The following is a 15,417-nucleotide window of genomic DNA, read 5'->3' on the forward strand; positions in this document are numbered from 1 at the left end:
ATGAATTTGAAAAATGTTTTGATCAAAATAACAGCTATAGTAGCTGTTGTTTTTACCGCTGTATCTTGTGATGATGATTTTAATTCAGTTGGAAGTGAAGTAATTGGAGATGTAAATTTTGAAGATGATGAATATAGTGCTGTTCCAATAGCCTACAGTAAAAGGTTCGAAAAAGTACAAACCAGCGGATTGCCTAATAACTTATTAGGTGTTTATAATGATCCAGTGTATGGTCCATCTGTTTATAGTATGGTTTCTGAGGTGTTACCAAGTCAATTTAATCCTTCTTTTGGGAGGGATGCGATTTTGGATAGTGTAGTGTTGAATTTGCCATATTTTAGTACGATAACAGAAACTAATACTGAAGATGGAGTAGTTACAAATACATTTGAATTAGATTCAGTATATGGCTCTAACAACATAAAATTATCAATTTATCATTCGAACTATTTCCTAAGAGATTTTGATGTTGATGAAGGAGCAGAAGAAATACAAGTATATTATTCTGATGATATTACCGAAAACTTTGGACCTAGCCTAGAGAATAGATTATTATTTACAGAACAGAATTTTAGACCTTCAGCCAATGAAATACGTTTGTTGACAGAGACAGAGGATGATGCTACTGACGATACCGATGCTGATGGTACTGAATTCTCGACATTTATTCCAGCTTTAAGATTAGTATTGGCTTCTGAAGATGCAGCGGCTGCAGCTACAGTATTGAATCCGGATAATACTAGGGTTGGAAATCAAGAACTTATTAATTATTTCACGTCCTTGTTTTTAGATAAAGAAGGAAGTATTGAGTTAAGTAACCCAAACAACTTCCGGAACTATTTTAGAGGTCTTTATTTTAAGGCAGAATCAATTACAGATGATGGGAGTCTTGTGTTTTTTGATATATCAGATGCGAATCTCACATTACACTATTCTTTTGAAACAGATAATGTAGATGAAGAAGATGAGGATGGAGATGGAAATATAACAGAGTTTTTACGAGGTGAAGGTAGTTTTATACTTAATTTTTCAAATAATATTGTAAATAGTATTGATTTTAATTTTGCGAACGCTACATTAAATGATGGCACTAGTTTCGAAAATGCTTTAGACAATCAAGATGAAGTTAATGGTGAAGCAAACTTATTTTTAAAAGGAGGAGAGGGATCTTATGCAGTCCTAGATTTTTTTAATGGCATGGTCACGAATGAAGATGGAGAATTAGAAAACGAATTAGATTTCTTAAAACGACAGAATTGGTTAGTTAATGAAGCAAGTATGAAAATTTATATCAATCAGGATGAAATGGTTTCTGGAGATACCGAACCGGAGAGGATATATATATTTAACTCGGAAAATGGAGCAGTTCTTGTTGACTTTTTAGCAGATCCAACATCTAATCAAACGAGTCCAATACTCTCTGTTACTAACCATTTAGGAAGGATTAGTCGAGATAGTGATGAAAATGGAGAATTTTATAAAATAAGATTAACACGTCATTTGATCAATATTCTGAATGAAGATATAGATAATGTAAAACTAGGATTATCAGTATCTCAAAACGTTAATGTTGTAGAGAACGCTGAAGGATTTACCCCTAACAACACAGAAGATGAAGTTATCCCCTTTTCATCTGTAATATCCCATGAAGGGACAATTCTTTACGGAAATGGAGCCAATGTTCCTGAAGAAAAACGTTTAAAGCTTGATATTTTTTATACAAGATCAAAAAATTAACCAACAAAAAAGTAAATCATGTGTGGAATTGTAGGGTATATAGGTCATAGGGAGGCCTATCCAATAGTATTAAAAGGATTAAAAAGGTTAGAGTATAGAGGTTATGATTCTGCAGGAATTGCCCTTTACGATGGTCAGGATATTAAGTTATCTAAAACCAAAGGTAAAGTTGCTGATCTTGAAGAAAGATTAGTAAAAGAAATTTCTACAGATGGAAATGTTGGAATAGGGCACACTAGATGGGCTACTCACGGAATTCCAAATGATGTAAATTCTCATCCTCATTATTCTAATTCTGGAGATCTGGTGATTATTCATAACGGAATTATAGAAAATTATGAATCGCTTAGAAAAGAATTAATAAATAGAGGGTATACTTTTACTTCTGAGACAGATACAGAAGTATTGGTTAATTTGATTGAAGATGTAAAGACAAAAGAAAATGTCAAATTAGGAAAAGCTGTTCAGATTGCATTAAATCAAACAGTTGGTGCTTATGCGATTGCGGTTTTTGATAGGCAAAAACCTGATGAAATAGTTGTGGCTCGATTAGGAAGTCCTCTGGCTATTGGTGTAGGTGAAGATGAGTTTTTTATCGCTTCAGATGCTTCGCCATTTATAGAATATACGAATAATGCTATATACCTCGAGGATGGTGAAATGGCAATTGTACGTAGAAAAAAAGGGATAAAAGTAAGAAAGATCCAAGATGATAGCCTTGTTGATCCATATCTTCAGGAATTACAGATAAATCTGGAGCAAATAGAAAAAGGAGGCTACGATCACTTTATGCTTAAAGAAATTTATGAACAACCAAGCGCGATTAGTGATACCTATAGAGGTAGAATGAGAGTAGCTGAAGGGATCATAAAAATGGCAGGGATTGATGATAACCTTGCAAAATTATTGAATGCTAAACGTATTCTTATTATTGCTTGTGGTACTTCATGGCATGCTGGTCTTGTAGCTGAATATATTTTTGAAGAGTTAGTAAGAATTCCTGTAGAGGTAGAGTATGCTTCAGAATTTAGATATAGAAATCCGGTGATCCATCAGGATGATGTGGTTATAGCTATATCGCAAAGTGGAGAGACAGCAGATACAATGGCTGCAATTAAATTGGCAAAAGAGAGAGGAGCGTTTGTTTTTGGAGTATGTAATGTAGTAGGATCTTCTATTTCCAGAGAAACACACGCAGGAGCCTACACACATGCTGGTCCTGAAATTGGAGTAGCATCTACCAAAGCTTTTACAACTCAGATTACAGTACTCTCGCTGATTGCTTTAAAGTTAGCAGAAAGAAAAGGAACGATTTCTAATAGTGATTTTCATTATTATTTACAGGAATTAGAGCGCATCCCAGAAAAGGTAAAACTTGCATTAGAGTCTAATGAGCATATTAAATTAATTGCTGATAAGTATAAAGAAGCTAAAAACTTCTTATACTTAGGAAGGGGTTATAATTTCCCGGTAGCCTTAGAAGGTGCGTTAAAATTAAAAGAAATTTCATATATACATGCAGAAGGGTATCCAGCTGCAGAGATGAAACATGGTCCTATAGCTCTTATAGATGAACATATGCCTGTTGTTGTAATTGCTACCAAAAAAGGACATTATGAAAAGGTCGTAAGTAATATCCAAGAAATTAAATCCAGAAAAGGAAAAATCATAGGAATTGTAACAGAAGGAGATGAAACGGTAAAAAAGCTTGCAGATCATGTAATCGAAATTCCTGAAACTATTGAGTTTCTTACTCCGCTTTTAACTACGATACCTCTTCAGTTGTTATCGTATCATATTGCTGTAATGTTGGATAAGAATGTAGATCAACCAAGAAATCTTGCCAAATCAGTTACCGTAGAGTAATATTTGAAATACACTAAAATATTTATTTAAATGCAAAAATGTGCGATATATCGCACATTTTTGCATTTAATCGATAAAAAACTAATGAAAATTACTTTTATTAGCATTTTTTTACTAGTTTCGCGGCAAAAATGAAGTAAACTCATTTTTAACAAAAGTTAAGCTAACCCCATAGACTTAAAACTTTAAAAAAAACCTATTTATGAAAAAAATTACTTTTATAGTAACACTATTGTTATGTGTTATTAGTAATGCACAAACTACCATAAATGGTAGGGTTGTTGATGATTTTGATCAACCAATTCCAGGAGCGAACATCTCTTTAAAAGGAGAAGGCATTGGAACGGTTACTGATTTTGACGGTCTTTTTTCGTTAACGGTGACCAAAAAACCACCTTTCACAATTACAGCTAGTAGTATTGGATATGAGTCTAATTCTGTAGAAGTAACTTCAACTTCAGAAGAAGTGACTATAGTTCTTACCGAAGGTAATGTTCTGGATTTAATTGTAATATCGGCATCCAGAGCGCCAGAACGTTTATTTGAATCTCCGGTAAGTATCGAACGATTTGGTGTTAAAGAGATTAAAAACACGCCTTCTGTAGATTTTTACGATGGTTTGGAAAACTTAAAAGGAGTTGATGTTAATACAAATAGTTTAACATTTAAGTCAATTAATACAAGAGGTTTTGCATCATTTACAAATACTCGTTTTGTTCAGTTGATAGATGGAATGGATAACACTTCTCCTTCCTTAAACTTTGCATTAGGAAATCTTATTGGAATGAATGAACTGGATGTGGAGAATGTCGAATTACTTCCAGGAGCATCATCTGCATTATATGGTGCGAATGCATTTAATGGAATATTGTTTATGACTAGTAAGAGTCCTTTTGAGAAACAAGGGATTAGTGCTTACGGAAAAGCGGGAATTACATCTCAGGAAGCTGCCGGCAATAATGAATATTATGATGTTGGAATAAGAGTTGCTCATAAGTTTGCAGACTTTTTTGCTGCTAAGGCGAACTTTTCTTATATGAATGGTACGGATTGGTTTGCTACAAGCATAGATAATATTGAAAACCCTGGAGAGAGTCGTGAATTAGATCCTGCATATAATGGTCTGAATGTTTATGGTGATGAAGTTAGAGCACTTCTACCAGGTGCTGGTGTTGTAACCAGAACAGGATATAACGAATCTGATTTAACAGATTATAATGCAGAAAGTATCAAATTTGATGGAGCATTGCATTTTAAGCCTTTTAAGAACGATTTCGAAATTATTTATGCAGGTAAATTAGGAAAGGGACAAACAATATTTCAGGATTCTAACCGATTTTCTTTAAAAGATTTCTTTTTTCAGCAGCATAAGTTAGAGGTGAAAAATGATAACTTTTTTGTAAGAGGTTATATTTCTGCAGAAGACGCAGGAGATACCTATGATATGCGCTTTACAGGAATTAATATCAACAGAAGATGGAAAAGTGATGAAGATTGGTTCCAAGAGTATGCAACTACATTTGCAACTGCATTAGGTACTGATCAGGAAAGACATGAAGCCGCTAGGAATGTTGCAGATACAGGTAGGTTAGAGCCTGGCACTACAGGTTTTGAGAATGCATTTAATGAAGTAATAAATACTCCTGATTTTCAAACAGGATCAAGATTTATTTCTAAAACAGAATTACGTCACGTCGATGCTAATTATAATTTAGGTCATATTACTAATAGTTTTGCGGATATTCAGGTAGGAGGGTCGTTTAGAGAATATTCATTGAATTCTGAAGGTACCTTCTATACAGATTTTGATGGAGCAATTAATTATTCTGAATTAGGTATTTATTCTCAAATTCAGAAGAAGTTATTAGATGATCGATTAAAATTAACCGGATCTGTTAGATATGATAAGTCTCAATTGTTTGATGGTAATTTCTCACCAAGGTTTTCTGTAGGGTATACTTTAGGAAAGAATAGAAATCGTAACCTTCGAGCGTCTATCCAAACAGGTTTTAGAAATCCAACAACTCAGGATTTATATTTGGGTCTTGATATTGGTGAAGGAGCTATCATAGGATCTGCTCCAGATAATTTAGATCGTTATTCAAGAATTGTAAATGGAACTACCATTACAGGTCGTGCAGCTTATGAAAATTCTTATACAGCAGAATCTGTTGAGAATTTTATAAGATCAGGAGGTACAGATGAATTAGTAGTGGCAAATCCAAATATCGTACAACCAGAGAAAGTAACAGCTATAGAAATAGGATATAGAGCAGATTTTGGAAAGTTATTACTTGATTTAAGTGGTTACTATAATATGTATCAAGATTTTATTTCCACAATTGATGTAGTAAGTCCGTTAAGCGGGACCGCAGGAACTCCTGAAGGTCAAGCCGCAATTGGTACTGGTAGTTTTGCAGGTTTTCAGGCAACTACAAATTCTGAAGCAGATATCAATTCGTATGGAGCTGTATTAGGAATTAACGCTAAGGTATTTGGAGATTTTGATCTTAATGCGAGTTATACATATGCTAAGCAGGATTTTGATCAAAACGAAGATCCTGGTTTCAGAACTAATTTCAACACACCAGAGCATAAGGCTAAAGCAAGTTTTGGACACGATAATTTATTCAGAAATTTTGGTTTCAATACAGCCGTTAAATGGAGTGGAGAATATGTTTGGGAATCTGCTTTTGCGGTAGGTGATGTACCATCATTTACTGTTTTTGATGCACAGGTTAATTATAGAATTCCATCGTTAAAAACAACTCTTAAGCTTGGTGGAACCAATATTGGAGGTAGTGAGTATTTTACAGCTGTTGGAACAGCTCCAATTGGTTCATTATACTACTTTGGATTGACCATTAATAATTTCTAATATAAAAAAATAGGTGATGAGTTAGTTAACTGACTTGTATCTGTAATATAATCCCTGTTTAGGAAACTAAACAGGGATTTTTTTATTATCACGAATTGAGTATTTGTTAAAATTGTAAGATTTTTACGTGTAAACCGTAATATTTTTATTGTAAATGTTGTTTTTCATCGAGTTTTTTATACTTTAGACGATGTCTTTGTTAAAAGCTTAAGATAAAAGTATTTTTTATAAGACATTTTAGTGTCCCAAACACTTGAACTTAAACCTAAAAATCTATGAAAAAAAAATTACTATTATTTAGTATGTCTCTTTGGTGCGCCTTTACTTTTGCGCAAACAACGTTAACAGGAAGGGTGACCGATGAGATAGGTGAGCCAATTCCGTTAGCCAATGTTAAGTTAAGAGGAGAAAGAGTTGGAGCCGTTGCGAACTTTGATGGTGAGTTTGTTTTAACAATAAAAGATAAACTACCTGTAACATTGATTGTAAGTAGTATCGGATATGAAACAGTCTCATTAGATGTTGCTTCTAGTGCCGAAGAGATTCTAGTAGTATTAAAAGAAGGAACCGAGCTAGATGTTGTAATTGTTTCTGCTTCAAGATCACCAGAAAGGATATTCGAATCACCTGTAAGAGTTGAATATTATGGATCCAGACAAATAAAAAACACTCCTTCAATTGATTTTTATAGTGGATTAGAGAATCTAAAAGGAGTAGATGTTAATACGAATAGTTTAACATATAAATCTGTAAATACTAGAGGATATGGATCGTTTTCTAATACTAGATTTGTTCAGCTAGTAGATGGAATGGACAATAGCTCTCCGGCGTTAAACTTTTCTTTAGGGAATTTAGTAGGAGTTTCAGAATTAGATGTTAGTAATATTGAACTGTTGCCAGGAGCCTCATCCGCATTATATGGAGCCAATGCTTTTAATGGTATATTATTTATTAATAGTAAAAATCCATTTGATAATCAAGGGATAAGTGCTTATGCCCGAGGAGGTGTTACATCTCAGGAAGCCGCAGGGAATAATTCCTTCTATGATGTTGGTTTTAGGATGGCAAAAGCATTTTCAGATAAATTTGCAGCAAAGGTAAATTTCTCTTTTTTCAAAGGAACGGATTGGTTTGCTATTAACGAAACAAATATAAATAATGCTTCACTTAATCGGATTACAGATCCTAATTATGACGGTGTTAATGTTTATGGTGATGAAATAAATCTAAATATTCCTGGTGTCGGTTTTGTTAGTAGAACAGGATATGAAGAAAGAGATTTAGTAGATTATGATGCAGAAAGTTTAAAATTTAGTGGAGCGCTACATTATAGACCATTTGCTGATGATTTTGAAATAGTTTATAATGGTAGAATAGGAAGAGGAACCACAATTTTTCAGAATGCAAATAGATTTTATTCTCCTGACTTTTTCTTGCAACAACATAAACTAGAAGTTAAAAACAACAACTTTTTTGTTAGAGGTTATATAACAGATGGGGATGCAGGAGACACTTATGACACTAGAATTGCAGCATTTAATATTAATAATAGATGGAAGGATAATCGCACTTGGTTTGGTGAATATGCGGGAACATATTTTGCTGCTATAAGTGGAGGTTTGACTTCTGATCAAGCACATTTGGCTGCAAGAGATCAAGCAGATACAGGAAGGTTAATACCAGGAACACCTGAGTATCAAGAAGTATTTGACTCAGTAATATCTGATCCGGATTTTTCAACTGGAGCAAGATTTCAGGATGAAACTCAGCTACGACATGTAGATGCTAATTACAATCTTAGTTACTTGACTAAGAATTTTGCAGATATACAAATAGGAGGTTCTTTTCGAGAGTATAAACTAAGATCCTTTGGTACAATATTTACTGATATTGATGGACCTATTCGCTATTCTGAACTGGGTGCATATGCACAATTACAAAAGAAAATCTTAGATGAACGGTTAAAAATAACGGGCTCAGTGAGATTCGATAAAGCTGAGTTGTTTGAAGGTAATTTTTCTCCAAGATTTGCGTTGGGTTATACTTTAGGTGAAGATAGAAATCATAATATTAGAGCTTCCTTTCAAACCGGTTTTAGGAATCCAACTACCCAAAATCTGTACATGGGATTAGACGTAGTTCGAGCAATTACTATTGGTTCTGCAGAGGATAATTTGGATCGAGAGCAAAGAGATTTTGAGCTAAGCGCTAATGGAGCGTTGTTAGTAGGGCAAGATTCTGTAACCATAACAGGAAGAGATGCGTTTGAAAATTCATATACATTGGCTTCTGCAATTGCTTTTTCTCAAACATCGGATCCATCACAATTAATTCAATCAGCTATAGAATTGGTAAAACCAGAAAAGGTTACGAGTATAGAATTAGGATATAGAGGAGATTATAACAAGATATCACTAGAAGTAAGTGGTTATTATAACATGTATAAAGATTTTATTACTAGCGATAATGTTTTGGTTCCGTTTTATGGAATTGTGGGTTCTGTAGAATCCTTTCAGGCTATTGCCAATGGAGATTTTAAGATATATAATATTTCAACTAATTCTACAGAAGATGTGAATTCTTATGGAGTTATTGTAGGCGCGGATGGTAAGGTATTTCGTAATTTTGATTTTGGAGTGAGTTATACGTATGCTAAGGAAGATCTAGATTTAGATGATGAAAGTACTTTTCAATCAGAATTTAATACACCTGAACATAAAGTAAAGTTAACCTTTGGGAATAGAAATGTTTTTCAGAATTTTGGTTTCAATACGAGCGCAAGATGGAGTGATAGCTTTATTTGGAATGATGCTTTTGGTTCTGCAGAAGTTCCTTCTTTTACTGTAATAGACGCACAGTTAAATTATAGAATACCAAAATTAAAATCAATACTTAAAGTTGGAGCTACTAATATTGGAGGAGATGAATATTTTAATGCTCTCGGTACTGGTTTTATAGGATCACAATACTATATAGGATTATCGATAAACAATTTGTAAATCAGTAGATTATAAAATTTAAAGATTGTGATATCTGAACCTGTTTGGAGTTTTTTCAAACAGGTTTTTTTATCTAAAAAGCTAATATTTTTAAGGCAAATAGATCACTTTATTAGTGTTTTTGATTTTAGATAAAAACAGGTGGTTGCTCTAATAATTGATTAAATTTTCAACAGAAAAGAGTTGTGTTTGATAAAAACACAGCTTTTTAACTTTTTTTTAAAGAATTAGTAAAAAAACGTATATTGTTGTCATAACATAAAAACTAATCTAGGATATGAGGACAATTACGTTAGTAATAATGCTTTTTATAGGTATTATTTCTACTGCACAAACAACAATTAGTGGAACGGTCGTTGATAATAACAATCAACCAATTCCAGGAGCTAATATTGCATTACAGGGGGCATCGGTAGGAACAGTAACCGATTTTGATGGACTATTTACTTTAACACTGGAGGAAACGCCTCCATTTACTATTATAGTAAGTAGTATTGGTTTTGAGTCTGCCACTGTAAATATTACTGCCAGCTCAAGTGATTTAAGGATTACCTTAAAAGAAGGAACAGAATTAGATGAGGTTATTATTTCTGCTTCAAGAACACCAGAACGTGTATTTGAATCCCCGGTAAGTGTAGAGCGCTTCGGAATAAAGAAAATAAAAAATACACCAGCAGCAGATTTTTATGATGGTTTAGAAAATTTAAAGGGAGTTGATATTAATGCGAATAGTCTAACCTTTAAATCTGTAAATACTAGAGGATTTGCAGATTTTGCTAATACTAGATTTGTACAGTTAGTTGATGGAATGGATAATGCTGCGCCTGCATTAAATTTTGTTCTGGGTAATTTATTAGGGATGACAGAATTAGATGTGAATAGTATAGAGTTGCTTCCAGGAGCATCTTCTGCGTTGTATGGAGCAAATGCTTTTAATGGAATCTTGTTTATGACGAGTAAAAACCCATTTGATCATCAAGGAATAAGTGCTTATTTTAAAGGTGGTATTACTTCCCAGGATGCTGCTGGTGATAATGAATACTATGATTATGGGATTAGGATGGCCCACGCGTTCTCAGATAAGTTCGCAGCAAAAGTAAATTTCTCATACCTAAGAGGTACAGATTGGTTTGCTACAAGTGAAGTTAGTGTGTCAGATGATATTATTACAGGAACGAGATTAGATCCTAATTATGATGGACTTAATGTTTATGGAGATGAAGTAAGTACAAATATTAGAGGAGTTGGTGTGGCTTTGGTAAATCTTGGGGTATTACCAGCTGGAGCGGAGAATTTATTACCTAATGAAGAAGTAAGTAGAACAGGTTATTTAGAGAGTGATTTAAATAATTACAATGCAGAAAGTATAAAGTTTGATGCAGCATTGCACTATCGTCCTTTTGCAGATGACTTAGAAATTATATACTTAGGAAAAATTGGACGAGGAACTACAATTTATCAAGGAGCAAATAGATATTCTATTCGTAATTTCTTCTTACAACAACATAAATTAGAAATTAAAAACAATAACTTTTTTATTAGAGGTTATATTACTGATGAAGATGCAGGAGATTCTTATGATTCTAGGTTTACAGGAATTAACATAAACAGATCATGGAAAGACGATCAAACCTGGTTTGGTGAATATGCCGGTACTTTCGCACAGGCAACTCTTGCAGGTCAGTTACCAGAACAAGCCCACTTGATTGCAAGACAAACTGCTGATACTGGAAGGTTACTTCCTGGTACTCCAGAATTTGAAAACGCATTTAGAACAGTAACCTCCGATCCTGATCTTGCTACGGGATCTAAATTTCAGGATGCTAGTCAACTAAAACACGTTGATGTTAATTATAACTTTAGTCATCTAACAGAAAGTTTTGCTGATATTCAGGTTGGAGGGTCTTTTAGAGAATATAAATTGAATTCTTCAGGAACTATTTTTACAGATTTTGATGGACCTATTCGTTACTCAGAATTTGGAGTATACACACAAGTGCAAAAGAAATTAGTAGACGATAGGTTAAAAATCACAGGCTCTATTAGATATGATAAGTCAGAATTATTTGACGGAAACTTTTCTCCAAGATTATCTTTAGGTTATACGGCTGGTGCTGACAGAAATCATAATATTCGTTTTTCTGCACAGACTGGTTTTAGAAACCCAACAACTCAGGATTTGTTTATTGGATTAAATGTGGGTAGAGCTATTCTTGTAGGATCAGCCTCAGAGAACTTAGATCGAGATGTTAGAACTTTTGATCTAAGCGGTGATGGTCAAATATTAACTGGTAGCAATACCGCTAGTGTAGTTGGTAGACAAGCTTATGAAAATTCATTTTCATTAAACTCTGTATTAAATGGCACTCCAACGGTTTCTAACGTGGATCTGGTAGAGCCTGAAAAGGTTATTGCTTTCGAGGTCGGATACCGAGGAAAGGTCAAAAAATTCGTAATTGATTTGAGTGGTTATTATAATTTTTACACAGATTTTATTTCGACAGAAAATGTATTAGTTCCCCTCTATGGAGAAGTTGGTGATGGAACCCTATCTCTTGCTGCTTTACAAAATGGAGATACCGAAATATATCAGGCGTATACTAATTCTGATGCAGATATTAAATCATATGGAGGAACTGTTGGTGTGGATACTAAGATATTAGGAAATTTTGATGTAGGAGTAAATTATACATTTACAAAACTAGATTTTGACAAAAGTGAAGACCCTGATTTTAGAACAACTTTTAATACCCCGGAACATAAGGTGAAAGCCTCTTTTGGGCATACCAATTTGGTGAAAAACTTTGGATTTAATACTAGTTGGACTTGGAGTGATGCCTATTTCTGGGAAGCTTCTTTTGGAGATGGAGATGTGCCTTCTTTTAATGTTGTTAATGCACAAATTAATTACACGATCCCAAAATTAAAGGCTATACTTAAGGCAGGTGCGACCAATATATTGGGAGACGAGTATTTTACTGCTTTTGGTACTGGATTTATTGGATCTCAATACTATATAGGTATATCTATAAACAACTTATAATTAATTCAAAATATTTTAAGAAATATGAATATTCAATATAAATGGCTATTAATCTTATTGGTTTTTGGATGTATAGCTTGTGAGTCAGATGATGATTCTACAACAATAGAAGAGGTAGTGATCACCTCTGGAACAGCAGATTTTTCAACCTATGTGGCTTTAGGAAATTCGCTAACTGCTGGTTTTACAGATGGAGCATTATTTATTGCAGGGCAAGAAAATTCAATGCCTAATATTTTAGCGCAACAGTTTGCCCTCGCCGGTGGAGGTTCTTTTTCCCAGCCTCTTATGAGTGATAATGTTGGCGGAGCCTTATTAGGAGGAAATCCGATATTAAGTCCAAGATTCTTTTTTAATGGAGCAGGTCCAGCAGTATTACCAGCGACTCCAACAACAGAAATTTCAGCAGGGCTATCTGGTTCTTTTAATAATATGGGGATTCCGGGAGCAAAGAGTTTTCATTTACTAGCTAATGGATATGGGAACATAGCCGGTTTAGCTTTAGACCCACCACTTGCAAATCCTTATTATGTACGTATAGCCTCTAGCCCAACTGCATCTGTAATTGAAGATGCGATGGATCAAAATCCTACATTTTTCTCTTTATGGATTGGTAATAATGATGTTTTAGGGTATGCATTATCTGGAGGAGATGGTACAGATCCTATTACAGATACTGCTACATTTGATGGAGCGTATAATGCACTGGTAGCTACTCTTACATCAGGTGGAGCAAAAGGTGTGATAGCTAATATTCCAGATGTTACATCAATTGCTAATTTTACTACCGTACCTTATAATCCAGTGCCATTAGATGCTGCTACTGCAGGAGCTGTTAATGGTGCGTATGCAGCGTATAACGGTGGTATAGTGCAGGCTTTTGCATTTTTAGTAAGTCAAGGTGCTCTAACCCAAGAAGAAGCGGATCTCGAAATTGCTAGAAGAACAATTAGTTTTCAGGCAGGAGAAGGGAATGCAGTTGTTATTTTAGATGAGGATTTAACCGATTTGACAGCAATTAACCCAGCTTTAGTTAGTATGAGACAAGCTACGGCTGATGATTTATTAGTTTTAGCATCAAGTGCTTTTATAGGAACGTTAGCAGATCCAGGTAATCCGTTATCGGTTAATGGAGTTGCTATTCCTTTAGCTGATAAGTGGGTGTTGACACCAGAAGAACAAGAAGAAATCGCTACAGCAACAACAGCATTTAATGCAACTATTGCTACTGCTGCACAACAAGCGGGATTAGCTTTTGTGGATGCTAATGCGTTATTAGTTGAAGCTTCAGATGGTGGTACTACATTTGATGAATTCTTATTGCAGGGTGATCTGGTGTTTGGAGGATTATTTTCGTTAGATGGAGTGCATCCAACGGCAAGAGGATATGCCTTTATTGCAAACAAAACAATGGAAGCAATTAATACTACCTATGGTTCTAATTTACCGATGGTAAAAGCGGCGGATTATCCAACGTTTTATTCACCTATGTTGCCATAATTAATAATATATACAAAATGTAAAACTGGTAATAAAATATTTTATTGCCAGTTTTTTTATACCATTCGTTTATAAGTTCCAGTTACATATTTTCTTTCAATAAGCTGAAAATAAACCGATACTATAAATGAAAGAATGATATATGTAAATATAATATACGTTCCTCCTGATATAAGATCATCTATTCCAAACCAACTTCCTCCTTGGATAATGAAATAAATTCCTAAACCAAGTTTGATAATCTCTGTATAAACGGAAATGATATGTCGATCCATTAAAGAAGTATACGCAAATATAGAAATCATTAAAAAGATCGAGTAATTTACAATTTGAATAAAAGGGAGCTTACCAACACTTATTAATAAATAATACATTAAGGCAACGGTTACAATCAACTGTGTCCAGGACCATATTTTTAATAATAACGAACTTTCTGTTTCGTATTTTTCTCGGTTATAAGGATTTGTTGTAATTGCAATAGGATATTTCTTTGTTACATCGTCTGGTCTCCATCCAGTCGGCATAAACCATACCCTAATTTTATCCCAGAACCTTTTTGTCTTTATAGAGTCTTTTAGGATTCCCCATATATGCATGAAATTAATAAAGAAAGGATTCCAGGTATTCACAGGTTTTTTTACTCCGTAAACTGGCGGTCGATCTGGTAATTCTTTTTGAAATGTTCCAAATAACTTATCCCAAAAAATAAATATCTCGGAATAGTTTTTATCCAGATACTCATCGTTTATTGCGTGATGAACTCTATGATGAGAAGGAGTTACTATTATGTGTTCTAAAACGCCCATTTTATCTATTAATCTGGTATGATACCAGAACTGTGCAAAAAAGTGAATAGGAGCCACAAACGCAACAACTTCTGCGGGAATACCCATTAAGGCAATGGGAATATAAAGAAAGAAATATATAGAGACTATGGCAGAAATATTTTGTCGCAATGCACAAGCCAAATTAAATTCTTCACTACTGTGATGTATAATATGTCTGTTCCAAAACACATTTACTGTATGATTAAATCGATGAGACCAATATCCGACAAAGTCTAACCCAATAAAGGTTATAAAATAAATTAAGAATGAGGATTTAATTTCTATTAAAGCAATACGATCAACCATCCATTCATAACTTATAATGATGACAGTTAACCCCATTAGGCTCTTTAATGTGTTGGTAATTCCTGAACTAATGCTGGAAATTGTGTCCATCCCTTCATTTACAGGGGTTCTCTTCCATCTGCTTATCAAATATTCTAAGAGAATAAGCACAATAAATCCTGGAATAGCATAGCTTAATGCAATAGCATATGTTTCCATAGGTACTCTTTTTTATAAAAACAAAAATGAACTTGTAGGAAAAGTACGATTTAAAGATTTCAA

7 protein-coding genes are annotated in these 15,417 nt (G+C 34.0%); 6 read left to right on the forward strand and 1 reads right to left on the reverse strand.

Annotated elements, in window-relative coordinates; all coding sequences use genetic code 11:
- The 6 genes from Q0829_RS23020 to Q0829_RS23045 all read left to right on the forward strand — a co-directional run bounded on the left by Q0829_RS23020 (nt 1) and on the right by Q0829_RS23045 (nt 14,023).
- Complete coding sequence (locus Q0829_RS23020; protein ID WP_298547347.1) at nt 1-1,737, forward strand: DUF4270 domain-containing protein; 1,737 nt, start codon at nt 1-3, stop codon at nt 1,735-1,737.
- 18 nt (nt 1,738-1,755) lie between these two features.
- Complete coding sequence (gene glmS / locus Q0829_RS23025; RefSeq protein ID WP_298547349.1) at nt 1,756-3,603, forward strand: glutamine--fructose-6-phosphate transaminase (isomerizing); 1,848 nt, start codon at nt 1,756-1,758, stop codon at nt 3,601-3,603.
- Nucleotides 3,604-3,805: 202 nt separating this feature from the next.
- The gene (locus tag Q0829_RS23030) at nt 3,806-6,481 is read left to right on the forward strand and encodes a TonB-dependent receptor (RefSeq protein ID WP_298547351.1); all 2,676 of its coding nucleotides are present in this window, start codon (nt 3,806-3,808) and stop codon (nt 6,479-6,481) included.
- 275 nt (nt 6,482-6,756) lie between these two features.
- The gene (locus Q0829_RS23035) at nt 6,757-9,480 is read left to right on the forward strand and encodes a TonB-dependent receptor (RefSeq protein ID WP_298547353.1); all 2,724 of its coding nucleotides are present in this window, start codon (nt 6,757-6,759) and stop codon (nt 9,478-9,480) included.
- 277 nt (nt 9,481-9,757) lie between these two features.
- Nucleotides 9,758-12,523: a TonB-dependent receptor gene (locus Q0829_RS23040; RefSeq protein WP_298547355.1), complete on the forward strand. Its 2,766-nt coding sequence runs from the start codon at nt 9,758-9,760 to the stop codon at nt 12,521-12,523.
- A 24-nt stretch (nt 12,524-12,547) separates the two neighbouring features.
- The gene (locus Q0829_RS23045; protein ID WP_298547357.1) at nt 12,548-14,023 is read left to right on the forward strand and encodes a G-D-S-L family lipolytic protein; all 1,476 of its coding nucleotides are present in this window, start codon (nt 12,548-12,550) and stop codon (nt 14,021-14,023) included.
- Between the two features lie 56 nt (nt 14,024-14,079).
- Here the strand turns inward: Q0829_RS23045 and Q0829_RS23050 are convergent, their stop codons facing one another.
- Nucleotides 14,080-15,354, reverse strand: coding sequence for a sterol desaturase family protein (locus Q0829_RS23050; protein ID WP_298547360.1), 1,275 nt, complete (start codon nt 15,352-15,354; stop codon nt 14,080-14,082).
- Between the last annotated feature and the right edge of the window lie 63 nt (nt 15,355-15,417).

Source organism: uncultured Aquimarina sp., from assembly GCF_947492405.1.
Classification (GTDB): Bacteria; Bacteroidota; Bacteroidia; order Flavobacteriales; family Flavobacteriaceae; genus Aquimarina.